Below are 24,709 nucleotides of genomic sequence, written 5' to 3'. Positions count from 1 at the left end.
CCCAGCTAATTACCTCGGAGAGCACGGAAGGTCTCGGCTGCCTGCTTCTCCTTAGAAACACCGATTACCGCGCCACTTAACCCCTCTAGCTCAGTCAAGTAGCCGCTTGCCTCATTGGGTTTTAGGTATCCGGCGGCAAGGACGCTCATGGCATAAACCTCTGCGTCTCGAGCGCGTCTTAGCGCCTCTTCGCATTCGGCCTTGGTTGGGCACATCTGGAAGCCCACCTTGTTAAAGGAAGCAGTTAAGGTGAGTTTTTTGAAGTCTATGTCCCATTCGCTGAATTTGTTAACTAAGTAGGGGAAGTTACGGGTCTCAAATCCAGCGCGTATTCCACGTTTCTCCAGGAAACGGATGTAGTCTTTGAAAAGCCCCTCCAAGTTAAGGGCAAGCGCCATGTCCGTGACGAGTTCCTGCAGCATAAACGATTCCAGAGGCATTTTGCCGTCGGTCGCCGATTTAAGCCGCGAAAGCTCGTAGGTAACGTAGGTTTTAAGCAACGCGGGAAGCTTGAAGCGCATCAAACCGCCAAGGTTCTGCGCGATAACCTTCATATTCGATGAGGAAAACACCATGTCTTTCCCCACGCTTTTCGCCAGCCCCGAAACGCCCCCCGTCAAAGTGGCTTTGCGCACGTACTCATAAGAGTAGGGTGCAAGCGCGTACAGGCGGGTTTTTTCGATTCCGTTTTTGGGGAGGTTTCGGATTATGGCAAGCGTGGTTTCGTCTACCGAGAACATGAAGCCGTCAGCGCCGTTCTTGAGCGAAAGCGCCACCAAGCTTGAAGCGTACTCTGCAAAATCCTGTTGGCTGCTGAAGCGTCCGCGTGCTCTTTGCTGTGACAGGTGACTGATTCCGTGGAAGGGGTTGTCGCCTACAAGAAGGGTTAGTTGATTCATTTGCTGATTTGCCTCCGCACTTGATCAAGTAGGAGATCTACTCTAAGCGTGCTCTCAAAGGTGGATTTGCAGGGGTTTTTTGAGGTGATGCAGTCGAGGAAATGCTGGTCTTCACGGTAATACTCGGGTCCACCCAACAGAAAACCAACGTTATCATCCAGATCCAGCCTATACCAGCGCTTTGGCGACTCACCTGCAAGTTCCAGTTTGACTTCGTCATCATTAACGCTTAAGCTGCCCCGCTGGCCATGCACGGTTAAGCCGAATTCAGGCATCCGATAATTTTCTTTGCGCCAGGAAACATCAAATTTGCCGCCTAAGCCATCTTGACCGGCAACCTCAAAGGTCACATCGTCCTCAGAGCCAGGCGAAATCCGCGAGTTAACAACTGCAGAGGATACCTTCAAGTCTCCGAAGAACCACCCTGCTACGTCAACCACATGCGAACCCAAATCCTCCAGAACACCGCCCCTCGCCGCGGAAACCTCTGAGCCCTCTGGAACCTCAGCGAAATCCGACGAATAGGCGTAAGCCTCAAAGGATTGTACCTCGCCTAGGACCTGCTGCTGGAGGAGGTTTTTGGCTTGGTTGAAGGTTACTCCGAAGCGTTTCATGTAGCCGACCATGTTGACGCCGCCGCTGGCTTTAGCCAACTCGGTTAATTCAGTTGATTTGCTGTAGGCGTTAGTGAGGGTTTTCTCAGCGAACACGTTTGCGGCGAGTTTGTCGCGGTAGATTTGCTTGATTAGGGGGTAATGCACGGGGATGGGGGTTAGCACAAAGATGGCGTCGAGGTTTAAGTCAGCGAATTGTTCAAGTGAGTCAGTTACAACTGCCCCGGTGAAGGCATGCTTGGCGATGGTTCGCATTAGACGGCTCTTATCACATAATGCAGCGACCTTAACGTTTGGAAAAACGTTGAGGAGACAAGCGTGCATTATGCCCATTTTACCTAAGCCGACTACACCGATGTTTAGTTTGGTATCTGTGGGCTTCATATTGGGTCTTCCAGAAAAAATTTTAAAGAATCAAATCTGAGAGTATTAGTTAACTTAAACTTGAGAGCAATAAAAGGGATATTAAACCATGAAGGACTCTGCTAAGATACGCTTCATGATGCCTAAGCCATGCCGGAGCTTAAGCTTCTTTTCGCCCATGCGTCTACGATAGTCAATCGGAACTTCCATGATGCGGTAGCCCTTGCGTTCCACAAGCGCATTCATCTCGGCTTCAACATCAAAACCCTTACTCTTGGGGTGCCAACCATCCACAACCTCACTACGCACCACCCGCAAACCCGACAAGGGATCATCGAGTTTAACACCGTTCATAACCAGCTGGGCAAAAGCCAAAAGCTTATTCCCAACATAAAACGGATTCAAAACCGACTTAGAAGTATTATAGTGGCCTTTAAAGCGGTTACCGATGACCATGCCGACTTCGGGGTTCTGGTCTAAAATCTCGACCATTTTAGGAATAAACTCCGCTGGATAGGTGTAGTCAGCATCGGTGAACACGATGTAGGGCACCTTAGAGGTTAAACCCTTCATGCCCTGGAACATGGCGTCGCCTTTTCCCTTGCCTTCCTGAAGCAGCACGTCAGCGCCCAGGTTCTTGGCGATCTCAATAGTCTTGTCAACGCTGTTGCCGTCAACCACAACTAGGTAAGGGTTGTTTAGGACCTTTTGCATTTCGTTTATGGTCGGCCCTATCCCTTGTTCCTCATTTAGAGTTGCGATTACCACAGATATGCTAGAACGAATTTCCATCGAAGAATTCTCCAAAAAACCCAGAAGTTGACTTATTAGTTACTCCCGTCAACGAACTTTTAAAGCCCTAAGGAATTTATGTCCTGAACAAACGTTAAATGTTCTAGAAGAACCTTGGGTATTTCCATATCAAACACTGCTAAAGTTACTTGCTAAGTGCAAGAGTATTGATTGAATCAAGCACCAAATCGACATCGCCGTCGGAAAGAGCAGCATGCATCGGCAAAGCGATGGTTCGCTCTAACACTTGTTCAGCAACAGGCAAACTGCCTAGTTTTACGCCGCGGTTTTGGTATGCGGGCTGCATATGGCAGGGGGGAAAGAAAATGTTGCCTGTTTCCATGCCATACTTCTCTACAAGCGCCTGAGTGAACTGTTGCCGATTGATGCTGCTACCCAGAATCAACGGGTACTTGTAGTAGGCGCATCGGACGCCGGCGGGAACCTTGATTGTTTGAAAACCATCAATCTCTGACAGCGCCTCATCGTAGGCTGCAGCGATTTGGTTACGTCGATCTATGAATTCATCGAGGCGCCTAAGCTGATAGATACCCAGCAGCGAAGAAACCTCCGGCATCACCATGTGACGTCCTACATCGGCAAAGTTTGTTTTACCGGCACCTGACCCATAGAAGCGGTAACGCTTAGCGAAGCTGCATAAATCCATGTTATTGGTAACCAGCATTCCGCCTTCCCCAGTGGTTATAACCTTGGTGGGGGTGAAGGCAAAAACTGCTGCGTCACCAAACCCGCCGGCTTTTTTGCCCTCAACAGAGGCGCCGATGGCATGAGTTGCATCCTCGAGGATAAACAGGCCGCGGCTTCGGCATATCGCTATTATCTCTTTGAGGTCAGGGTTGGGGAAGCCAGCTATGTGGGTAACTATGACTCCGCGTGTGCGAGAGGTGATGTTTCTGCGTAGACTCTCAGGATCCATCGATAGACTTTCACGTCTTATGTCAGCGAAAACTGGAGTGGCACCTGCAAAGACAACGCTGTTGGGAACTGAAACAAAGCTGTTGGTGCAAACCACAACTTCGCCTCCTGCTACTCCAAAGTAGCGCAGTGCCGTCTCATAAGCGCTTGAATCGGAATCAAAGGCAGCAGCGCCATCAACATCGAGGTATTCTGCAACGTGGTCTTCGAATACCTTGACGTTTTTGCCGTTGCGGAATTGCCCGTTCCTTAGCACTTCTTCGATTTCAGCTAAGAGCGGTTTTATGTCTGCTTCGGGAAACAGAGGCTGGGAGGATCGAATGATGTTTGCCATGTAGATGCATCCTAAAAGTCGTATTGAACCGTGAAGAGATGGAATTTTTCGTCTAAGATAGCGTGGAGCAAACGCCAGAACTTGCGTTTGTAGAGTCGGTGGAAGACAAATCCCAGATGGATCGGCGGCAACGAGTTAAGCGGTTTAACGTAGAGCCTGTTTTTGCTTTTTAGGATTGCCCAGGTATGCACGTCTTCGCCGTAGAGGAATTCGTTAAACCAGGAAGGACTCTGAATGTAGCCGTGCACAGAAACCCGCTTTAGTTCTCTAAAGAGGCCCCAGGGATCAGCTAAATGTTCTATCAGGTAGTAGCTGGTGACGAAGTCAAATGCGCCAGTGCGGAAGGGCAAAGCATAGCAGCTGCAGCGCACAAAGGGTTTGCCGCCTGTCACAAGCTGCTTCATGCTGCGGTCGGCAACGGGCTTCACGTTCAAATCGCAAAGTACATTGGCTTGGGGAAATGGTTTAGCGCCGCAGGCAATATCGAGGCAAAGGGGAGTGCCAAGTTTTTGGTTTCGGACTTTGTTGTATTTTTCTTTACCGAATTTGAAGCGGTCAAGCTCGGAGGTACGAATAGGAAAACGATTGCTATTGCTGTCTCTAGAACGCTTAGGGTAGCCGGATCGCCTATGCATAAGAATCTGTGTCTTGTCCAACAATGCAGCCAACTACGCATTGATAGACGTTAAAAGATTATCAGCGATATATTTTACATTTTCGTATGTTACTGCAGCATGCATTGGTAAGCATAGCACCTGATTCAGCACGTGTTCAGCAACGGGGAAATCGCCCATGCGTGTGCCATAAGTCTTCATGTAGTAGGGGTGGAGATGACATGGCGGATAGTAAACGTGCCCCGCTTCGATGCCTTTTTCTTTTAGTTTAGATGCAACTTTTAAGCGGTCGATGCCGTCAGCGAGTCTTGTGGGATACTTGTAGTAGCTGTGACGGAAGTTGGGCGGTATATTAAACAGCGAAACACCCTCCATGCCTGAAAGGACTTCCTCGTACCAGCGTGCAACCTGATTGCGTTTGGCGAGGAACTCCTCAAGGTGGCTAAACTGGTCTAAACCAACTATCGCCGCCAATTCACTCATCCGCCAGTTATGTCCCAGCATAATCATCTGCCGCTCTGTGTTCTGTCCACAGGTACGTGTGCATTGGGCTTCGTCGTAGAGTACTTTGTTATTGGTAACTATCATGCCGCCTTCGCAGGAAGTCATCACTTTAGTGGGATAGAACGAGAAGCAACCAGCATCGCCGAAGGTTCCCGCTTTCTTTCCATCCATCGTTGCTCCATGTGCATGCGCGCAGTCCTCAACGAGGAATAAGCCTTTCTCATCACAGAATTCTTTAAGCTCATTGATTTGGGGACAAACCAAGCCAGCGATATGAACCACGATGACGCCTGCGGTTTTAGCTGTGACTTTTCGTTTCACGTCTTCCACGTCGAGCCCCAAGGTGTTTGCATTCATCTCAGCGAAAACGGGTTTGCCGCCCGCGAAAATCACGCCGTTTGGTGTAGCTATGTAGGTGTTAGTCGGCACAATCACTTCTCGGCCTGCAAGTTTGAAATGCCTCAACGCAACATCCAGCGAAGCGGACCCTGAACTTACAGCTATTGCATATTTGGCTTTGATGTATTGCGCGAATTTCGACTCGAACTCTTGGGCGTAAGGGCCGTCGGTGAGCCTGCCGCTTTTTAACATCTTTTTGATTTCAAAAGTTATAGATTCCATACTTTCGTCTGAAAAATAGGGGAACGATCCTGAAATATTCATTTCATTTAGCTCCTGTTATTTTTTTACCAAGATTCCGCCCCGGTACAGAACAGGTAATCCACAACCGAAAGGTTTGGAACAAATCCGCTGCAGGTCTGTGTGTACTGGGGATGGTTGAAGTTCTGGAAAACCAGTTTTATTCCGGCTTTCTCGAAGAGTTCTTTATCTATGTAGTCGTGGCAGCCGTTACCTGAAAGCTGCGTGTCTGCGCCAACTTGTTTACATTGAGCGATGATTAACTCTGTTTTTTTTCCTTCTGCCGTCAAGCTGGACCCGAAAACTATGGGTTTGTCCATATGAAGAAAACCCATGATGCCCCTGATGAGGTGCATGTTAAGGTCGATAAGCATCGTCCATTCACGCTGGTAGGTGTCCTCAAAGAAATCTGCGTATTTACTCCAGTAGGGCGCTTTGCAGTAGTTGTGTTTGAGTGTTAACCAGTGTCTTTGCCGCCAGTTTGCTTCTGCGCTGGTAGCGATTTCGATTTCGTTGATGCATAAGGGTTTTTTAGCATGTTTAATGGGGACGCTGAGCCATCGAACGCCATCGGAAGTTAAAACCCTGTTCCTGTTGGTGAAACCCTGCTGCTCGAACTGCACTGCATCTTCAATGATAAAGATGTCGGAGCGGCGTATTTTGTCAAAGAAGCCCAGATACGGCAGATAATTGGGTTGATGACCAGCTGCAATCATTAATTTCGCCAGTTTAAGGGGAGTTTAAACGTTCAACATACCGTACAACTTCGAATGCCTCAGCGGCGGCTAAACTTACCTGGCTGCCCCTGAAGGAGGCTAAGTTAACCATGGATTCGTAGGTAATGTAACGTTTGGTCTTCTGCGAAAAATGGCATTTCAGGGCGGTCCACTTATCGTTTACACAATTGGTTATGTCCACAAAGTAGGTGGGTGAAAACGCAGGAGTGACACGGGGGGTTTCGTAAGCAAGCATTTGGGGTGCGTTGCGGAAGGCTGACATTGAAATCCAGCCGACTTGCCGGTGGTCCTGATGAATATCGTTGACGGTGTGGGTTAGCACGGTTTCGGGCTTATTTGCCACGAAAAATGCTTCGAGGAAATCGATTGCTTGGCGTGAGCAGGGGATTTCTGTGTCGGGGAAGTCGCCGAAGTAAACTTCGTTGACGCCTAAATAGGATAGGGCTTCTATGCTTTCTTTAGGCCGCACCTCGGGGTTTCCGCTATGTTCGCCTTTGGACATAAAAACAGCTATCACTTTTTTGCCTAATTTGGATGCTGCACGGATTGTTCCTCCGCAGCCTAATTCGATGTCGTCTGGGTGAGCGCCGACCGCTAATATAGTGTTTGATCTTAAAACCAAATTTTAGTCCTCCAAAAAAGATTTTTATGGGAGCATATTTAGCCGCAAGCTTACATACCGCTGATTGTACACATAGGTTTCTGATGTAGTATTATATAGGTAAAGTTCAATAAACAGGTTTCCAAAAAAGCCGCCTTGGCTTGCATCATAGGGTATGGTCTGATCCAGCGTGGTTTCATGTCCGTTTATAGTGATTGAGTGCAGCAAAAGTTTTCTCGTCGGATTCTCGCTTACAGTGTAGTTAAATGAAACATCTATTGGAATCTCCTGGGTGACATTATTTGCTAGCGAGAAAGTTTTTCTTTCCAAGGCTGGCTGGTCGCTGGGGGTTTGGTTGAAGCTGTTGGGAGCGGATTGCGTGTAGGCTCTGAATTTTATCTCGGTTTGGTATTGCGCTGATGAACCTAAGTGGTTGGCGACAACAACGTAGAGCTGTATGTGTTGGTCTGAAGTTACATTTGTTGGGTAGAGGGTATCATGTTTTGGCCCTAAAAGCCATATTTCTGTAAGCTGGGTTTGAGGTGTAGCTACATACTGCTGAATCAAAGGAGACACGATAAAGAAGGCTAAAGCGACACCGACAATAATAAGCATAGTTCTATATCGCTGCAGAGCCATCGTGGATTCGTTCTCCTTTCACGTCTACCTCAATTTGCTATGCCATAAGCATAAGCTGCCATATAATAGCTTCGAATATGAGAAAAACGTAGAGTTATTATCAGCACCGCGCCAAGTTAGCTTATTGAGGTTAAGGGCAAGCTGTCGCCTTTAACTGGGCAGAGTGTTTCCAGCACTTTTCGTTTGGTTGAGAAGTCGTTGAGTCGTTTCTCCATGGTTTTGCTGAATCGAGCATAATCCTTGTAGGCTTCAAGGTATTCTTGTCCTTTGCCGGTTAAGGCATAGTACTGCTGGGTTTCCTCAAAAAGGATCAGCGAAGCCTCAGTGATTTCTGTGAGGTAACGCTGAAGCACCTTATAACTTAGATTCGCCTGATACATGATCTGTGTTTTTTTTGCCCCTCGGCTAACAACGCTGAGTATGTCAGCAATAATATCTAATCTATCTCGATAACTAACCAAATAATAACCCTCTCAAAAAAATCAAATGCTTATCTATGCAGCCAACCTCTGCCATTCTGCTTCTGCTGCAGCTGTCTCTCCATTTTTTGGTCGCCACAATCTACCAAAAACTTCTCTTGTCTAGATTGCGGTTTAATGTTATTTTTAACAAATTTTGTCCATCCGCCAACTTGGGGGTCTGGGGGAATGTATCTTTCGGCGTTTTGTATTGCATGCTTGTCCAGAATATCTTTGAAGCTTAAGGTTTTGAAGTCTCGGGTGGCGTGAATGATTGTGCCTTTTTCTACGAACAATACATTGTAGTCGTCGAGTGCGATGCCTTCTGCACGAACTCTGTCGTCATATCTTTCGCGCCAGAGCCGTTTCCATTCAACTTTTAATTCATCAACCAATTCGCTTTGTTTTAGAACCATTGGTAAACAAGTCCCTTCATGACTGAAGCGGATAGAAAAAGTCGCTTTCAAAAATCTCGACAAAATCAGTAGAGGCGTTAACCTCACTATTATACTTTCCTAACGGGGTTATTTAAGATGTAGGGATAATTAGTTCTAGTTGTCGCTAATACTCTGCATATTATTCTGTATTAGTGGGGAGAGTTTGATAGATTTGATCGCTGCTTAACATAGAACAATAAATGCTTCGGCAATAGAACCGCATCCACCTTCTGTCTATACATCAATAAAGCCGCTTCTATCAAAGTTTGAAGAAAAGTCAAGGTAATAAGGTTTTAGCTCTATATCCACGGTAACTTGGTTTTACAACGTTTAAATTCAACCTACACCTATTGGTTTTCAGTGATTCTTGATGGCATTGTCTATAACTGTAAACGATGTGTATTCTGCAAAATTCAACACCGTGTTAGATAATGATAGTGCATCTAGATGCCTTGAGGGGTTCAAAAAAGGCATGCCTCCAGTACTGGCGGTTCTAGATGACCGAGAACATTACGTGGGAATGGTTAGTCGCCGTTCTATTTTGCGTTCTCGGCTTGATTTAAGCCGTCTTAAAGTTAAGAGTTTAATGGTCACTGCACCAGAGGTTGCCTTGGGTGATTCGCTAACTCGTGTTGCGAAGTTAATGATTGGAAGCGGCGTGCGGCAGTTACCTGTGTTTGATAAGAATCTAATCGTTGGCTTTGTCACCGATGAAGCTGTGATTCATGCAGGTGTAATTGGCGAGTGGGGCAACAAACCAGTTGAATCCATCATGACACGTGCGCCCCACACTATGGAGTCAAGCCGCAGCGTAGGCGCTGTTTTGGGTTTGATGCGGGAATTCGGAGTCTCGCATGTTCCCATAACGGACCGTGGACGCCTCTCGGGGTTAATTAGCGTGCAGGACATTTTAGAGAGCGTGTACTATCCGCCCAAGCGCATGGGAAACCAGGACGTTGCAGGCGAACAAATCAACGCTTTAGGCATAGCTGCAAAGGGCATTATGCGTAGCCCGGTCATTACGGTTGAACCTAAGAGGAGCCTGCGTGAATGCGAACAGATGATGCATGACCATGACATATCATGCCTCTGCGTAGTTGATGGTGAACGCTTAGCGGGCATCGTGACGAAGCTAGATTTCCTCGAACCCATTAGTCAGCTTGAGGCGGCCGAGCGCAAGTTTACGGTGCAGTTCGGCGTCAAAGATGTAGATGTCAGCGAAGACCAGAAAAACTACATGATGAACGAGTTTGATTCCTTCACGCATCGATTCGAAGAAGCCTTCCAGTTGGGCACCCTGTTTGTTTACATGAAAAGCCACCGTGGAACCAACATGCGCGGAACACCCATGGTTCACTGCCGCCTGCAATTTCGAACCACTCGCGGGAACTTCTTTGTCTCCAGCGAAGGCTGGGGCGTAGAACCCACGTTTAAGGTGGCGCTGGATCGGCTTGAGCGGCGTCTGCTGCGCAGCAAGGAGCTTTTGGCGTATAATCCAAGGTTCGCAAGGGATTATCTGCGGCAGGTTGGATTACCAGAGGAAGAGGCCTAAGGCAAGCGGTTTTTCCGCCCCCTCCTTTACAGTAGATTAACGTGTTTGTTTTGATCTGCTTGTGAGACTCGCCACAACCAGCCTGCAGTCGCCTAAACCCGCCGACGCCAAAACAGACGCCCCAGCCAAACCCACTGGTAGTTGTTGTGTAAAGGCGCCATGCCACAACAACTATAGAAAAAACGAAAGCTACCGAATTTTGATTTACTGTTTAACAGTGCCGTTTCAGCGGCACCAAGAGTGCGGCTCGGCGGCTTATTTTGGGTTTGCATGCGTTTGGCGATGCTAGATTTGGCGAGTGAGCAAACGCATTAGATAGCAGACAGCAAGGCAAGGGAAACAAAAAGGGGGAGGGAAGAAAACTTTTGGGTTAGTTTATTTAGGGATTACAATAGTTTTTGGTTGCTTGCGTAGAAAATGTGTGCCAACAACTACAGCAGTAGCGGACAATGCCACTACAAAGCCAATCGAGAAACCCTCAGGAATAACGTCCACATTCAATGTCGCGGTGCCACGGTTTCCTTTGTTATCGAAAGCAGTCACAGTCGTGGTTCCTTGAGGCATGGCTGAGGGTATAGTTACTGAGGTGGAAAATGCGCCTGAACCGCTTGTAGTTACACCCGCCACAGGAGTTACGCTGTACGTGTAGTAGGTGTAGTTTGCAGTGAATACGACAGTGTAGCCATCCCAAGCTGATGTAGTTGAACGCCCAAATGCGCCAGTGACATAGTCCACGAAGGGGTTAAGCGCATAAGTACTGCTGCTTGTTAGTGTGCCATCGCCGTTGTCAGTGTAGTCAGATTCAACAACGGATGAATCAGAGCTTACGACGCAGTGGAATGAAAAAGAGCCTGGCTTAATCGAACCGTGATTAGTGCTGGCGGTAAATGGACCAGTTCCTGTAGGAGCTGGGATATTGTGGACTTCATTAATCACTGTTACTTCGGTTCCCATCACTATAGCAACCGGTGCTGTTGCTGCGAAACCAGAGCCTGTTACCGTGACGGAGCTGCCTGCTGTCTGTTTCGCTGGGTCCAAATTGATTGTCCCAGCAGCATTTGCCATCGGTGAAAACGCTAACATTATCGAAAACGCAAGAATAGCGGTGACGATAGTTGTATATAATTTGTTTTTGTGTTGCATTTTTCTTTTCTCCTGACTGTATTACATCCGAGTTAGTTTATAAAACCTGCGCTCATAAGCATCAACTGCTCTAGCATGCGATAAACAAATACATACCCGATTAAAAGTGAGTGGTAAATATTTAACACTGAATCGGTATTTGACTACTTTTTATGGAAACGCCGCAGGCACGCTGGCGGTAACCGAGTTAACTTAGAGCAACACCCCAAAACTGCTAAACCCTAAGTCAACAGGCCAAAGATTAGCCAATGCCATTGGTAACCGATGCATTGGACCACAAAACCAAAACATACTGACGCCAAACTGTAACCGAAACAGCCAAAAGAAAAACCCGAGACCAACATAAAACCTAAACGGGCTACAGGCGCCAAGCTGCTTTCTGATAGGTAATTAATCAGCTTAGATTTGGATTTTGTTTACCGGAGCCGCTGCAGCAGCTGGTCCAGCCGAGCCAACGATCAATTTCAAGGATTTGATTTCTTCCCGCAGTGCACTGACCTCATTTTCGAGTGCGTTGGCTTTTGCTTCCGCCATTTTTCTTAGCGAATCAATTTCAAGGAGTAGGTTACCTCTTTCGGCTTCTAAGCTTTTGATTTTGTCAATGGTGCTTTTTAGACTGCTCATTGCGGGTTCACCTTAGCGTTATGTAGATTGGATGCTTTTGCACTTAAGAGTTTTGTATCAGAAATTCATACCGATTTTACCGGTTGCGACAGTCAGTAACTGAATATGTGTCCGAATTGGATAGATGCAGTTTTATATAGGTTGTAGCAAATAAAACATAACCAATTTGCTCGTGTTGTTGGACTGTGTCTGAATGAGGAAGACCATATTCAAAAAGCTTGAAGCACAGGGATTAATTGCCAACTATAATAGGCTACGCAAGAATCTCCCCCCCAAACTTCCCGACCGAGTCTTCATCTGGGATGAAACCTTCCGCGAAGGCCTCAAAGCGCCCACCGTTTACTTAACCTACGTTGAGCAGGTTCGCCTCGCTAAACTTATGGATGAAGCAGGTGTCTCAGTAATTAACATGGGTTTTCCAGCTATCTCTGAAGATGAAAAGCGTACGGTAAAGCGCATCGTTAACGAAAGCTTTAGCCGCGCCAAATTGACTGCGTCAGCAGAAGCCACCAAAAACAGCATAAATGCATGTATTGAATGCGGCCTTAAAGAGATAACCATCGAGTCACCCATAAACGGCTTAAACCTGCAGTATAAACTCAAACTCACCAAGGAACAGGCGCTTCAGCGTATCGTTGAGGGCATTGAATACGCGAAAAAGCATGGCTCCGTGGTGAACTTTAACTTGATGGATGGCACCCGAACGCCTCTGGAGGACATCATTCAGGTTTTCGAGGCAGCAGCAAGCGCAGGCGCCAGCCGCTTAGCCATAGCTGACAGCGTCGGGTTTATCCGGCCTCTATCGATGCGTTACTTGGTTTCTCATGTCCGCGATGGTTTATCGGAGCAACTTAGAAAGAATACGCCGTTGGCTATTCATTGTCACAACGATTTTGGGTTAGGTAGCGCCAACACCTTAGCCGCTATGGAGGAAGGCGTAAGTTATCTTCACACATGCATCGCTGGTTTCGGTGAGCGGGCAGGAATTGCGCCTTTCGAGGAAGTGGTCACCACCGCTGAGTTACTCTACAACATCGACACGGGCGTGGATATGGGAAAAATCTATCGCATAGCGCAATCTGCAGAGAAAGCCTTCGCCATGCCTATCCAGTTCCATAAACCAATCATCGGAGAAAACATATTCACCCACGAAGTTGAAAACGAAGTTGAAGAGATGCTGCAGCAGCCACTGGTGTTTGAGCCCTTCCCCCCTGAAATCGTTGGGCGGGAAACCATGATTTTCATCGGCCGAAACACCGGGCAAACCCTCATCCAGAAGCTGCTGGAAAACGCAGGCATCCGCGCGTCGCCTCGGCAGATGGATGAGCTTTTCCGCCGCATCAAGGGTCCACAGGAGAGCCTTGACAAGGGCGAAGCGCAGATGACCTACTACCAGGTTAAGAAGCTCATGAAGGAGCTACTGAAGGGCTATACGATGGATGAGTTTTGGCATCTGGTTGAGCAGGTTACGCGGCAGCGTCCTCACTTGCCTAAGTCAACAAAGAAAAGCGCCACTGCTGACCAGCTAATCAGCTAGTTGGCTTTTTATTTCCTCTATTTCTTTTCCGTTTGGTTTTTTGGGGTAGTTGTAGAGGGGGCCGCTGGGTTTTTCGTTGTAGTAGGGTCGGTTGCAGTCGGGGCATCCTGAGGTTCGGAAGGCTTCTGCGTCTTCGATTGCATGGTTTAGGGCTTCTTTGTCTATGCCGTAGGCGAGGATTCTTCCGTCAGCATCAAACCGCATGTTTGCAGCCTTTGTTTTGCCCGCGGCGATTAGGTATCTGGCAAGCTGGAGTCGCCGGTAGGCTGTAAGGGGCGGAGGCGCATTCTTCTCTAAGGCGGTGCCCCGAACTGGTGTAAACGCAAACAACGCAGGCAGAACCCCCAAATCCACGCAGCGCTGAATCAACTCCGCGGTTTCCCGTTCGGATTCGCCTAACCCAACGATTATGTGGGTGCTTACGTTGCCCCTGCCGAAAACCTCCAAAGCCTCCGAAAGCAGCCTAAACACGGTTTCCCAGCGGTAAATGCCCTCAGCAGCCGAGCCCTTCACCCTATCAAACACTGCCTCAGTTGCCCCATCCAACGCTATCCCCAACCTATCCACCCCCGCCGCTTTTAGTTGCTCTATTTCAGCTCTGTATTGAGGCTGGCAGGAAACCGAAACCGCCACCGCCGAGACCGCCTTGATTTTTTTAACCAGCGCAGTAAGGTGGCTTTGGGCTTGTGGGTAGTTGAGGGCCTGGATGCAGACTCGGCGAATTTTCTGCTGCTCCACCGCCACTGCTAAAGCAGCCAAAACATCTGCTACCGGGTAAGTTGACCAGGTGACGCGTGAGAGCAACTCGGTGCTACTCTTGCTGCCGCGGGCTTGAGGACAAAAGCCGCAGTTAGCGATGCATTTGCCGATGTGATATGTCATCAGGTACGCCGTGGTTGGTGCCGCGTCCATCTTGGTTTTCTGTAAACCCAAAACGGTAGCGGTGCCGATTGACACGCGTATCTGGTCGGGGAGGGTCTGCGTCAAGCTGCTTCATCTATGCGCTTGACGTTTACGCGGTGAAGTAGATAAATGTTGGATTCTGCGGTGGTGTTCCCTGTTTGGAACAAACTGTTCCAGCAGTAGAGTAAAATTGTATATTGGCAGATACCAGTTAAGGAGTATGCGATTCACGAAGAAAAACGCCCGAATCCTCTTAGCAGCTACGGCGATGACACTGCTGTTGTCCTCAGTAGCCCTCATGGCGATAGCAAATGCACAAGCCCCCAACTTCAACGAGCTTGCGCCGCCAGTCGAATTAAACACACACTTACCCGGAACCACAGGCTACAGTGTTTACCAGCTAACAGACGACAGTCTCGTGTTAAACAGCGCCAACCAAACCGGCACCTACCTGACCAAACTGGACAAAAACAACCAAATTGTCTGGATAAAACTGATTTACGGTTCGCCTGAGAGTCTGTTCCGTTTGGTTGTGCTTCACGACGGCGGCTTCTTGTTGGGTGGCATCGTCAATTGCCTTTATGTGCTGGCGAAAACCGATTCGGCGGGAAGCGTCGAGTGGACTAAAACGTATGATTCAGGCGCGAACGTTAACTACTTGATGGATATGGTTGAGTCAGCCGACGGCGGATTTGTGTTGGCGGGTTTTGGTGAGCCCCAAATGGATGCGTTAGGCTGGATTTGGCTCACCAAAGTCGATTCTGCAGGTAATTTGCTGTGGAGCAGAAACATTTCGGGGCCGATAAGTGATTGTCCTTCGCGTATAATCCGAACAGCCGACGGCGGATACCTCCTCTCCGACACCGCTTACTCTTTTGTTCCTGACCAAGCCTTCTTTCGTCTAATCCACACCGATGCAGAGGGCTATGTGCTGGGCAACAGCAGCTACGGTGGGTACGGCTACTATTATCAGCCTGAGTGCAACAGCTTCATAGCCACGGATGACGGCGGTTACCTGCTTTTGGGTTACCTTTGGCGTAAAGCCGCTTGGACCGTAAAAGTAGATGTGAACGGCGAGATGCAGTGGAACCAAACCTATGGAGAATCACGTTGCGCCATTACAGCGGCACTGCAGACAGAACATGGGTATTTGCTTGAGGAATACCTAGATGGTGATGGCGCAGGTGTAATTCTAACCGACACGTCAGGTGCGGTGGTTTGGAACACAACGTTGGCGAATGTGACGTTGCCTGTGGGTATGGAAGCAAATTTTCACTCGCTAATTCCAGCGCAAGACGGCTTCATCATGGTGGCATCTAAAAACAACCAAACCTGGCTTGCACAGTTCAACTACCCCGCTGACTCCGCGGTTAAGCTGTGGTGGATTGCTGCTGGGTTGCTGGTGCTTGGATTTTCTTTGGTTGCTGTGTCGTTTTTTGGTAGAGAACATGTGCGGGTCTTTCTCTGTTTAGGCTTTTGATGCGGCTTATCAGGGAAACCCCGAAGAACACCAAAAACGCGTATTGCACAAAATTAAGAATCGGCTGCGTGGGAGAGAGCAAAGTTAATGCGATGCCGATGTAGAGGGCGCTGCCGATGTATTTGCCTAGGGGGTCGTAGAGTTTTGTGGATAGGCGGCTGGTGAGGACGAATTGGGCAAATGAGGCGGCGATGAGGGCGATAAGCCATGGGGGGTAGTATCCGGCTGCGGTGAAGGCTCCGAAGATGCCGATGATGAAGACGAAGTCGGTTGCTGCATCAAAGTAGCCGCCCAACTTCGAAGTTGCATCTAGTTTTCTGGCAACGTAGCCGTCAATGAGGTCGCTGATTTGGGCTAACCCGAAAACCACAATGCACCAGTTTAAGGCGCCTATACTGAAGAGGTAGAGGAAAAGGGGCAGGGCTGCCAGTCGCAGTGCACTTATGCCTTGGGGAATAAGGATTTTCTTTTCCATACTTACCGCCTAAATGGCGAGTTTACTTGCCTCTTCTTGGAGCAGCGCCAGATTGCGTTGGCTCCTAAACGATGTCAATGACGATATGACTGTTCCGTTGGCGTCCCTTATTATGTTGTTCATCTTCTCGGGCGCATTTAGAGGGTCTAATCCTCCACCGATGGCGATTACTACGGTGTCTGTGCCAGCGAGGTTGCCCATGCGGTGGATGTGGTTGGTGATGGTTGGGGCGGGGTTGAAGTCATAGATTGCCCATGTGAGTACCAGCAGCGAGTACTTGGAGATGTCTGTGGGCGCCTGTGGGTTCGCCGTTGCGATTTCCACATGCCACCCAGCATCCGCCAGCGCCTCTGCATAGGTGTAGGTTACGTTGCGGGCGAAATCCGTCAAACCGGGATGATAGATGACAAGCGCAGATTTGACGCCATCGGCGTTAAGCACCTGTGTTTGGGTTTGGGCTTCGCGGTAAACGCTGTATTCTAGGTATCCTCCAACGCTAAGCAGCAACGCCAAAACAACAAGGAAGGCTGTGAGCAAGATTTTTTTCCTCCGTTTCTGGGGCCAAAACCTCAAGGGCATTTCCTCCAGGCGGGGGGTTGGCTTGCAGATTGGGCGTTAACGTTTTTTGGGTATAGAATGAAATTCTCCATCTAATTCACGTTCCTTGTTTTCAAGGTGAGGCAGTTCTCTGTATAAACGGTGACGCACGATGCCTATACACCAGAGGTGAACAACCAACCCGTTTGGCTCGTTGGCGGCTGAAGCGGGTTTCTGGGGCAGAACAAAATCGGAGTGCCCTCACGCTGTTGCTCCAAAAAATCTATACCCCCTTATAAATAGGGTCTATGTTTGTGGGTGCAGTTGAGCCTATGCCCTATTCCACTGCTGCAGGGCGGCAAACATAGAAATTAGGCTCCGCCGAACCATTTAGCATACCAAGCCTCAAACATCGCAAGCCGCTCACGCTGATAAGCCGCCTCATTCTCTTCACGCAGGCAACTGGTAAGCTCCAGGTTATGTGCAAGCTCCGCTTTCGCCTCGGATAACGCCGCCTCCACGTCGTCGAGCATGTCGTTGCCGCCCGATGCATAGTCGGTTTTGGCTTGGCGCAGAAAACCCCGTTTCCGCTTGATTAAATCTTCAAATTTGCCCTCACTCATAAAGTTCAACTCAGATTTGGTTTGCTGATGATTGCTTGTTATATGAATCTTTCTTATCCACCCAAACCTTACCTGGAAACCGTTTGGACGCAACAGAAATAAGAGGGCTAACCTGTCTATCATAGAATAAAGGAGGCGGAAAGTATGGTTTTTGAAAAGGCAGCTCAAACCCAAGAAATCCCAATTGGACAAAGCAAAGCCGTTAAATTCGCAAACAAAGAAGTCCTCATAGCGAACGTGGATGGCGTATACTACGCGATAGGCAACGTCTGCACGCATATGGGCGGCAACCTCTCCAAGGGGAATCTGCAAGGCAACATCGTCACGTGTCCGCGGCATAAAGCCCAATTTGACGTAACCAGCGGCAAAGTCGTTTCGCACCCAAAAATTCCTTTAATGCACCCGAAAATAGCTGACCAAGCAGTCTACAAAGTAAAAGTGGAAGGCACAGACATCCTGCTCGAACAGATTTAGCCCAAGCGTTTTAACTGTGGCTTCGCTCGTAGTGGTAGAGGTACTCCTGCGCGTAGCCCGCGTAGCATCCAAAATAGCCGCGTGCCCAGTCGCCGATTTTCTGGTACTCGCCATTAGTCAACGTTTGGCGGCTCTGAAGCCTCTTCACAAAGTCAGATGCAAGCTTATCGGAGTAATATTTCAGGATAACCCGTTTCACCCAGACATCCACTGGGAACGCCTCGGTTTTATCTAGGGAAAATAGCGTCACGCAATCCGCCACCTTCAAGCCGACGCCTTGGAATTCAAGCAGCTTTCGGCGCGCTTCAAGGTAAGGCAGCTTCCTTAGGCTGTTGAGGTCAAGGTTTCCATCATGGATTTTTTTTGCGGTAGCATGGACATATTTGGCGCGGAAGCCTAAACTGCATTCCCGCAGGCTGCTCTCGCTGGCATGCGCCAGCTTCTCGGCTGTGGGGAACAGGTAGAATGTTTTGCCGTCGAACATGCGTTTCTCGCCGTATCTTTGGGATATTTGCTGGAGCATATGTTCAATTGCTGGGATGTTCTTTTGGATTGAGCAGATAAAGCCGATTAGGCAGTTCCAGGGTTCCTGCCGCACCAGCCGCAGCCCAACGTATCGCTGCAGCGCAGAGTGGATGTTTGGGTCATTGTCGATGACGCCGCCTATTTCGGCTAAATCGTCATCTAACCTGAAGTACCACCGCACAAACCCCTCATCCACCCCAAAAAACTCCAAAGTGCCGCCGCACTGGCGAATCTTAATTACCTTTTCGCCTACCACGCCATACCACCAGCCATCCAGCTTACTCCAGCGGAACACCTGCCCACAGCACAGCGAAGAATCCAAGTTAAAAGCAGCATCCAACTTCAAAAGCAAAGTTAAGTCTCCATGAATTTTTCGGGTTTAGGAACCTCAGCGGATAAACCGCGGCGCCTTCGCAGGTCAGCTATGACTTCAGCGGCAAGTTTAGGCGGCAGCTTTTCCCAGTGATCAAAAATCAGCTGCCAAACCGCGCGTCCAGAGGTGGCGGAACGCATCTCCTTTGAGAACCCAAAAGTTTCCGCGACGGGTATGCTGCCCTCAATTTGGGTCAGAAGCCCCTTCTGCTCAAACCCGGTGACTTTGCCGCGGCGGATGCTAAGGATTCGGTTGGATTCGCTGGCGAGTTCCTGGGCTACGGTTAGAATGATTTTGTATATGGGTTCCTGCAGGGTAGGCTGGGCGGTTAGGAAGCTGGCGAATATGGCTTTGCCGACGCCATGCATGACCTCCAAGTTAGCTGGTTCAGCGGCGAGTTTTAAGTCGATGAGGTTGACTTGTAGCTTATGGATGGGTTCACCGCACAGGGGACCCCGCGCGCAGGCATACCCAAAACCCGCTTTAAGGGCCTGCAACGCTGCCTCCTGCAGTTGCCCAGCTTTGGTGCTGCAATCCACCAGCACGTTGCCGTGGTCATCACGCAGCAAAACCTCGCCGTCCACACCCTCGGAACCAGCGGATTCAACCTGCACAGAGAAGATGCTCTTCTTATCAGGGCTCCTCGCCAAAGCCGCGGCACCGCGTTTCTGGATGCACTCCATATACATGACCCTCGGCGAAGAAACCGATAGCTCCACGGCGGCTTTAAGCTGGTTGAGGGCGATTTCCAGATGCAGCTCACCCATGCCGCTGAGCAGCACCTCGCCGGTTTGCTCGTTAACGGATGCTCTTAGGTTCGGGTCCTCCGAGGTCAGCCGCAGAAGCCCCGCCTGTAGCACTTCAAGGTCCTGGGGGTTCTTGGGTTCAATAGCCAACGTAACCACAGGCTCGGAAACGTAGCTTATCCCCTCAAAGGGCATAATGTCCACGCTTTCGTCGCCGCCCAGGAGGGTTTCGCCCAACGGCACCTGCCCCGAAAGCAGCAAAGTCGCAAGGTTACCCGCCGACGCCTCCGAAACCTCCTCTCGCAAAGCACCCATTTCCACGTAAACCGTCTTGACCACACTTACCCCATGTGCACCCAGCAAACGCAGAGGCTCATCTTTGCGGATTTTGCCTGAGAACACTCTGCCTGTCGCGTAGGTTTGCTCTGCATCTGATCGGATATGAGTTACAAACATCACGGAAGCGGCATCGTCGCTGCATTCCATCAGCGCCTTGCCGATTGGAGAATCCAGGGAACCATCCCAGATTTTTTCGATGCGGTAAGCCTGCGCCCTCCGCGGATCTGGTACCGCGTTGGTTGCCATTTCAAAGATGGCTTCGTAAACAGGCAGGGTCTTGGAGAGCTTTAGATGCTGAAGGTTCCTGTAGGCGCCAACTACGTCAATGAACTTGACGCCGCGCCGCTTTGCCATATCCAGCGTGAAGCCCCAGCCATGCAGCGCCGAACCGAAAGCCACGGTGCCGCCGGATGCGCTGACTTTCCATTGGCTTCTATAGGGCTCTTGGGCATAAAGCTCGATTTGGTCGTTAAAGGCGCCGATGAGGTGGTCAAGTTTGCGCTGGATTTCCCGCTCGCTAAGCTGAAGCTCCGTGATTAAGCGATCCACCTTGTTTATGAACAGCACGGGGCGCACGCGTTCTTCTAGTGCTTGGCGGGTGAGGATTTCGGTCTGCGCCATAATCTCCTCCACCGCATCCACCACCACGACCGCGCCATCTATAACCCGCAGCGCCCGGGTGACTTTGCCAGTGAAATCCACATGCCCCGGGGTATCCACCAAGTTGATTATGTAGGGTACAGTGTCTGCATTGTAGAGTAGGGTTATGTTGGCGGTTTTTATGGTGATTTTGCGTTTCTGCTCCTCCTCAAGGTAATCCAGCACCCGAGCCGTCCCCGCCATCTGCGGCGAAAGCAGCCCAGCGCCTGCCAGTAGCGAATCCGCCAAGGTGGTTTTGCCGTGGTCGATATGCGCGATTATCCCTATGTTTCGGATGCGCTCTTTGTGGTTCATGAGCGCCTGAATCTGGGGGGTTTGCTTAAACCGCGGCATACATACGCCTTCAGGACAGGTTTAAGTGGCTACTTTGTGGCTTTTATGTTTTAACTAAACATATGCTGAATTAGGCTCCGGGGACTCCGCTCCGCGTTTGCCCAGCAGTTTAGCTGTCTGCAGAAAATAGGCGAGGGCTGAAAAAACCGCTGCCAGGCATAGCGGCGCATAAAGTGTGGAGGTCAGCAATCCATCACTTAAGCCATTGCCGCCTATTACTGAGCCAGAGAACGCCTGGGAATAGATTAAGTCAACCGCCAACAGGGACAGGGGAACATACACCAGCGTCAGCAACAGTGCGGGCAAGAAGCGTCTCCGCAGGGCAGAGAAGGATTTTGGATAAACACTTAGGGCAGCCGAAACCCCGCTGACAAGAAGCGCAAAAAGAAACGGCAAACCAGCCACGCCCTCCTCTACGGGGCGACAGAGAAGAAACGCCAAAATCACCGACACAGCCAGGCCAGATGCGAATCTTTTAGCAGAAAACCCCTGCCTAAAAAACAGCGCCGCCGCGGCTAAAGCGGCACATAGGGGGATAACGGCTCCCAGTAGGTCTATACCCACAGTCTGCGATAGCGCAATAGGCGCATAAAGCGGATATGCGTTGAAGTGATCTGAGAAGGCTCCGACGGCTGCTATACCCAGCACCGCTAAAACGATGCCCAGCAATGATGCAAGGATGCCTTTGAAGTATACTTTGACGTCGATGTTAGCATGCATAGGCTTCAATTAGTTTTGGTGTTGGAGGTATAATTGGGTGAGCACGTAACTTTACCCACACCCAGTGTGCTGCATCGGAAGGCTTTTTTCTAATTAACCCCATCATTCCATGAGCGCTCATGCTAAAACCCGTCAAGGTGCCAACAGGGGAACTGCAACATGACCCCTACGCCTCAGTTATATGCTACCCCAGATCAAACCCCGGCCAGATCCAAATGCGCCTTGAAGAACTTGCCACGCTCGGCGTGGACGCCGTGGAGTTTTCAGGCACCTCCTCCGCCTTCGCGCTGCCTGTTCTGGGCAAGGGCTATGTCGGCATCGTTGCCGTGGCTTATAGGGCGGGGGTGCGGTTGGCGCTTAAGATGCAGCGGGTCGACTCAGAACGCGAAAGCCTCATGCGGGAAGCCGAGCTGCTGCGGATGGCTAACTCGGTGGATGTGGGGCCACGGTTCGTCGGGGGCACCCAGCATTTCCTGCTTATGCAGCTAATCGGCGGCGGCTCCTTTGAGGGGTGGCTGAAAACTCACATCGATGCCACTGCCGTGCGCAGGGTTGTCTTGGAGGTTTTGGAGCAGTGCTGGCGCCTCGACACAATCTGCCTTGACCACGGCGAACTAAGCAAAGCCCCCAAGCACCTCCTCATGGACATCGCGGATAAACCCTTCATCGTGGATTTCGAGACCGCCAGCACAACACGCAACGCCTCCAACGTCACCTCTGTTTGCCAGTACCTGTTCCAAGGCAACAGCGAAGCCTGCAAAGCCCTAGCGCAGGTTCTGGGACCAAGGCAAAGAATCGAGCTTGTGGAGGCACTGCGCCGCTACCGCAGAAACCGAGACCGCGAAAGCTTTGAAGAACTGCTCAAACTCTGCCTGCAGAGCTAAGATTATGTGTCAGGGTATGCAGGATCTGTTGGTTCCTTAGGGATTAAGCCGTGGAGTAATAGCCTAACAGCATATTGAAGTGAGCTAAGAGCTGAACTTAAAGCTAAGATAGGCTGCCTGAGCCTTTTATGTTTGAATAATTTACGTTTTTCATTTAACTAAGCCCTAAATTTTTAAGTATGCAGCCTCAATTGTCAAGGAAAGGCCTGAGTGAAAGCCATGCGGAGAAACAAGCGTAGAATCGAATCCAAATCATCCATGACGGCAAGCTATATGTGCCTAACAAGAGCCGCCTCCTTCAAGGATGAAAGAGAATGCTACAACAGCCCTGACAACATCGCCTATGAACTCACCCCCAGCTTTTTAAGATCCATCATCAAATCTAGACTGCTGTTTAAGGCCTTTTGCAGACGTTATTACGCCAAAGGCTCATATGAATACGTAATAGCCAGAACCAAATACTTCGATAACGCATTTGAACAGGCGTTGATGCAGGGATTTGACCAAATTGTGGTCTTCGGCGCTGGTTTCGACAGCAGAGCAATCCGCTTCAACGGAATCAATAAGCTAACAAGAATTTTCGAAGTAGACGCCCCCAAGACCCAGCAGGAAAAACAAATGGGGCTCAAGAAAAGAAGCATCTCGGCTCCTGAGAGCCTGGTTTATGTGCCGATTGATTTTGACAAGGAACAATTGGCTGAGAAAATGCGGCAAGCCGGCTTTGCAAGCGACAAAAAGACGCTTTTCACTTTTGAAGGCGTAACCATGTATCTAACTCAAAGCGGCATTGAAGACACCTTCCAGTTTATCTCGGAGGTTTCTGCTGAAGGCAGCATATTAGTGTTTGATCATATCTACTCGGGGGTTCTGCGTGGCGAAAACAAGTATTTTGGCGAGGAAGGTATGGCTGACAGTGTTGCTAAGGTGGGTGAGAACTGGCAGTTTGGGCTCGAAGAAGGCGAAGCCGAGCAATTTGTCGGCAAATTCGGATTTAGCCTCAAAGATAACTGCAACGCCGAGCAGTTGACGGAGCGATATTTTAAGAATTCAAAGGGCGAAATAGTTGCAAAAATAAATGGCACCCACGCCATCGTGACAGCTGTTAAAACATTTAAGGAAAGAAAATAGTTAGGCGACTACCTCGTTTAGCCGCTTCTGCTTCACAGCCTCTTTAAGCTCCACCGCAATACGCCTGCCCATATACATGTTCTCGCCATAACGCAGATACGCATAGGGGGAGGTGCCGATGCCCACATTGGTGCCTGCGACTATGCGCGCGGAGATTTCGAAGGTGTAGATTTTTGCCTCGTCGGTTATGACGGTTTCCAGGCAGAAGGGCCCGATTATGCCGGGGGGCGCAAGCTCCTTGGCTTTTTTGTGGACGTTGTCGCCCATCCGTATCACCTCAGGCAGCAGCGACTCGCGGAGCACGATGGGGAAGTTGCCGACGACCGTGTAGGTGGGGTTTATGTCGATTTCAAGCTGTTGGCTAGCAGGGATTTTGCCGATGCTATCAACTGCGGATTCGTAGCGGCGATCCATCCCGAGGAGTTCCACGTCATCGTTTATGATGCTGCTAAAGTAGCTGGGGTACACGTTTACGCCTAACGCGTATTCCTGCAGATGTACCGTTTCAAGGTCCGCTTTAGTTAGCATACCGCGTTTGAGCATTTCGTCGGCTTTCTTGTAGAAGCCCGCGGGGGAGTTAGCAAGGAAGTAGCCTCTGCCGCCCTTGGCGCCCTGCAGCTTAGCGATGACGAGGCGGTCAATGTCCTGGGGGGATTTGAAAACCGCGGGCAGCCGCAGCCCAGCCTGTCGTAGCCATTCCTCTTGAGATGTGCGGTTGGCTTCCCAGTGGAGCAGCTGGCGGTTTCCCATCATGGGCACGTGGAGGCTGTCGGTGAGTTGCTCGGTGCTCAAGTAAGCGGTGAAGCTGCCGTGGGGAATCAATACGACGTTTAGTTTGCGCAGCCGCTCCTGCAGGGCGGGGCTGAGGAGCTCAGTGAAGTCTTTAACGATTATGAGTTCGTCGACGAGGGGGTACTTCTGGTACATGATGGCGTCTTTTTCTTTGCAGATGCACACCGTGCGCATGCCCTCTTCTTTGGCGCCCTTAAAAATATTGAGCGAGCTATGGCTGCCCAGGGTGCCGACTGCAAGTTTCTGCTGGTCATATTTCTCGATGATTTTGCCGATAGCTGCGCTGTCAATCAT

The 24,709-nt window shown here is 49.8% G+C and carries 27 protein-coding genes; 6 read left to right on the top strand and 21 right to left on the bottom strand.

What is annotated here, in order from left to right; all coding sequences use genetic code 11:
• Positions 1–5: 5 nt before the first annotated feature.
• The 11 genes from NWE93_12050 to NWE93_12000 form a co-directional block, all read right to left on the bottom strand.
• Complete coding sequence (locus tag NWE93_12050) at positions 6–899, bottom strand: hypothetical protein (protein MCW4000961.1); 894 nt, start codon at positions 897–899, stop codon at positions 6–8.
• Positions 896–1,897, bottom strand: coding sequence for a Gfo/Idh/MocA family oxidoreductase (locus NWE93_12045; protein ID MCW4000960.1), 1,002 nt, complete (start codon positions 1,895–1,897; stop codon positions 896–898). Before NWE93_12045 ends, NWE93_12050 begins: the two co-directional genes overlap by 4 nt.
• Positions 1,898–1,978: 81 nt before the next feature.
• Positions 1,979–2,668 (bottom strand): glycosyltransferase family 2 protein, encoded by a 690-nt coding sequence (locus tag NWE93_12040; GenBank protein MCW4000959.1) that lies wholly within the window; start codon positions 2,666–2,668, stop codon positions 1,979–1,981.
• Positions 2,669–2,813: 145 nt separating this feature from the next.
• Complete coding sequence (locus NWE93_12035; protein MCW4000958.1) at positions 2,814–3,938, bottom strand: DegT/DnrJ/EryC1/StrS family aminotransferase; 1,125 nt, start codon at positions 3,936–3,938, stop codon at positions 2,814–2,816.
• A gap of 11 nt (positions 3,939–3,949) precedes the next feature.
• Positions 3,950–4,597 carry a class I SAM-dependent methyltransferase gene (locus tag NWE93_12030; GenBank protein MCW4000957.1) on the bottom strand — a complete coding sequence of 216 codons (648 nt, stop codon included), beginning with the start codon at positions 4,595–4,597 and terminating at the stop codon, positions 3,950–3,952.
• A gap of 9 nt (positions 4,598–4,606) precedes the next feature.
• The gene (locus NWE93_12025) at positions 4,607–5,677 is read right to left on the bottom strand and encodes a DegT/DnrJ/EryC1/StrS family aminotransferase (GenBank protein MCW4000956.1); all 1,071 of its coding nucleotides are present in this window, start codon (positions 5,675–5,677) and stop codon (positions 4,607–4,609) included.
• 65 nt (positions 5,678–5,742) lie between these two features.
• On the bottom strand, positions 5,743–6,411 hold the full coding sequence (locus NWE93_12020) for a WbqC family protein (protein MCW4000955.1): 669 nt from the start codon (positions 6,409–6,411) through the stop codon (positions 5,743–5,745).
• A gap of 13 nt (positions 6,412–6,424) precedes the next feature.
• Positions 6,425–7,054 (bottom strand): PIG-L family deacetylase, encoded by a 630-nt coding sequence (locus NWE93_12015; protein MCW4000954.1) that lies wholly within the window; start codon positions 7,052–7,054, stop codon positions 6,425–6,427.
• A gap of 24 nt (positions 7,055–7,078) precedes the next feature.
• The gene (locus NWE93_12010) at positions 7,079–7,672 is read right to left on the bottom strand and encodes a DUF1616 domain-containing protein (GenBank protein ID MCW4000953.1); all 594 of its coding nucleotides are present in this window, start codon (positions 7,670–7,672) and stop codon (positions 7,079–7,081) included.
• 116 nt (positions 7,673–7,788) lie between these two features.
• Entirely contained in the window at positions 7,789–8,133 is a 345-nt protein-coding gene (locus tag NWE93_12005) for a winged helix-turn-helix domain-containing protein (GenBank protein MCW4000952.1), read from the bottom strand.
• 29 nt (positions 8,134–8,162) lie between these two features.
• The gene (locus NWE93_12000) at positions 8,163–8,597 is read right to left on the bottom strand and encodes a hypothetical protein (protein MCW4000951.1); all 435 of its coding nucleotides are present in this window, start codon (positions 8,595–8,597) and stop codon (positions 8,163–8,165) included.
• A gap of 556 nt (positions 8,598–9,153) precedes the next feature.
• Here NWE93_12000 and NWE93_11995 point away from each other — a divergent pair.
• Positions 9,154–10,119: a CBS domain-containing protein gene (locus NWE93_11995; GenBank protein MCW4000950.1), complete on the top strand. Its 966-nt coding sequence runs from the start codon at positions 9,154–9,156 to the stop codon at positions 10,117–10,119.
• A 375-nt stretch (positions 10,120–10,494) separates the two neighbouring features.
• Here the strand turns inward: NWE93_11995 and NWE93_11990 are convergent, their stop codons facing one another.
• Both NWE93_11990 and NWE93_11985 read right to left on the bottom strand, forming a co-directional pair.
• Positions 10,495–11,262: a hypothetical protein gene (locus tag NWE93_11990; GenBank protein ID MCW4000949.1), complete on the bottom strand. Its 768-nt coding sequence runs from the start codon at positions 11,260–11,262 to the stop codon at positions 10,495–10,497.
• 399 nt (positions 11,263–11,661) lie between these two features.
• Positions 11,662–11,886, bottom strand: a complete 225-nt coding sequence (locus tag NWE93_11985) for a hypothetical protein (GenBank protein MCW4000948.1) — start codon at positions 11,884–11,886, stop codon at positions 11,662–11,664.
• Between the two features lie 193 nt (positions 11,887–12,079).
• Here NWE93_11985 and NWE93_11980 point away from each other — a divergent pair, with 193 nt between their 5' ends.
• Positions 12,080–13,423: a hypothetical protein gene (locus tag NWE93_11980; protein MCW4000947.1), complete on the top strand. Its 1,344-nt coding sequence runs from the start codon at positions 12,080–12,082 to the stop codon at positions 13,421–13,423.
• On the opposite strand, the gene NWE93_11975 is transcribed toward NWE93_11980, so the two are convergent.
• Positions 13,412–14,410 carry a radical SAM protein gene (locus NWE93_11975; GenBank protein MCW4000946.1) on the bottom strand — a complete coding sequence of 333 codons (999 nt, stop codon included), beginning with the start codon at positions 14,408–14,410 and terminating at the stop codon, positions 13,412–13,414. The two genes, NWE93_11980 and NWE93_11975, sit on opposite strands and share 12 nt — an antisense overlap.
• Positions 14,411–14,546: 136 nt before the next feature.
• Here NWE93_11975 and NWE93_11970 point away from each other — a divergent pair, with 136 nt between their 5' ends.
• A complete protein-coding gene (locus NWE93_11970; GenBank protein ID MCW4000945.1) occupies positions 14,547–15,806 on the top strand; it encodes a hypothetical protein in 1,260 nt (419 codons plus the stop codon).
• Here NWE93_11970 and NWE93_11965 read toward each other — a convergent pair.
• The 3 genes from NWE93_11965 to NWE93_11955 form a co-directional block, all read right to left on the bottom strand.
• The gene (locus NWE93_11965) at positions 15,697–16,281 is read right to left on the bottom strand and encodes a CDP-alcohol phosphatidyltransferase family protein (GenBank protein MCW4000944.1); all 585 of its coding nucleotides are present in this window, start codon (positions 16,279–16,281) and stop codon (positions 15,697–15,699) included. The two genes, NWE93_11970 and NWE93_11965, sit on opposite strands and share 110 nt — an antisense overlap.
• A 9-nt stretch (positions 16,282–16,290) precedes the next feature.
• Positions 16,291–16,854 (bottom strand): hypothetical protein, encoded by a 564-nt coding sequence (locus tag NWE93_11960; GenBank protein MCW4000943.1) that lies wholly within the window; start codon positions 16,852–16,854, stop codon positions 16,291–16,293.
• A 335-nt stretch (positions 16,855–17,189) separates the two neighbouring features.
• A complete protein-coding gene (locus tag NWE93_11955; protein MCW4000942.1) occupies positions 17,190–17,441 on the bottom strand; it encodes a hypothetical protein in 252 nt (83 codons plus the stop codon).
• Positions 17,442–17,585: 144 nt separating this feature from the next.
• Here NWE93_11955 and NWE93_11950 point away from each other — a divergent pair, with 144 nt between their 5' ends.
• Positions 17,586–17,915: a Rieske 2Fe-2S domain-containing protein gene (locus tag NWE93_11950; GenBank protein MCW4000941.1), complete on the top strand. Its 330-nt coding sequence runs from the start codon at positions 17,586–17,588 to the stop codon at positions 17,913–17,915.
• A gap of 10 nt (positions 17,916–17,925) precedes the next feature.
• On the opposite strand, the gene NWE93_11945 is transcribed toward NWE93_11950, so the two are convergent.
• Genes NWE93_11945 through NWE93_11935 form a run of 3 tightly spaced genes read right to left on the bottom strand, consistent with a single transcriptional unit; the run spans position 17,926 to position 21,611 of the window.
• The gene (locus tag NWE93_11945) at positions 17,926–18,792 is read right to left on the bottom strand and encodes an 8-oxoguanine DNA glycosylase (protein MCW4000940.1); all 867 of its coding nucleotides are present in this window, start codon (positions 18,790–18,792) and stop codon (positions 17,926–17,928) included.
• Between the two features lie 2 nt (positions 18,793–18,794).
• The gene (locus NWE93_11940) at positions 18,795–20,891 is read right to left on the bottom strand and encodes a GTP-binding protein (protein MCW4000939.1); all 2,097 of its coding nucleotides are present in this window, start codon (positions 20,889–20,891) and stop codon (positions 18,795–18,797) included.
• A 54-nt stretch (positions 20,892–20,945) separates the two neighbouring features.
• A complete protein-coding gene (locus NWE93_11935) occupies positions 20,946–21,611 on the bottom strand; it encodes a hypothetical protein (GenBank protein ID MCW4000938.1) in 666 nt (221 codons plus the stop codon).
• Between the two features lie 119 nt (positions 21,612–21,730).
• Between NWE93_11935 and NWE93_11930 the strand changes: the two genes are divergently transcribed.
• Together NWE93_11930 and NWE93_11925 are read left to right on the top strand one after the other, a co-directional pair.
• Positions 21,731–22,495, top strand: a complete 765-nt coding sequence (locus NWE93_11930) for a serine/threonine protein kinase (GenBank protein ID MCW4000937.1) — start codon at positions 21,731–21,733, stop codon at positions 22,493–22,495.
• Between the two features lie 219 nt (positions 22,496–22,714).
• Entirely contained in the window at positions 22,715–23,623 is a 909-nt protein-coding gene (locus tag NWE93_11925) for an SAM-dependent methyltransferase (GenBank protein MCW4000936.1), read from the top strand.
• Here NWE93_11925 and NWE93_11920 read toward each other — a convergent pair whose 3' ends face one another.
• Positions 23,624–24,709, bottom strand: a complete 1,086-nt coding sequence (locus NWE93_11920; protein ID MCW4000935.1) for a formate--phosphoribosylaminoimidazolecarboxamide ligase — start codon at positions 24,707–24,709, stop codon at positions 23,624–23,626.

This window comes from Candidatus Bathyarchaeota archaeon, from assembly GCA_026014735.1.
GTDB lineage: Archaea > Thermoproteota > Bathyarchaeia > Bathyarchaeales > Bathycorpusculaceae > Bathycorpusculum.
Note: the sequence above shows the minus strand (reverse complement) of the source record. Positions and strands in the feature narration are given on the sequence as shown.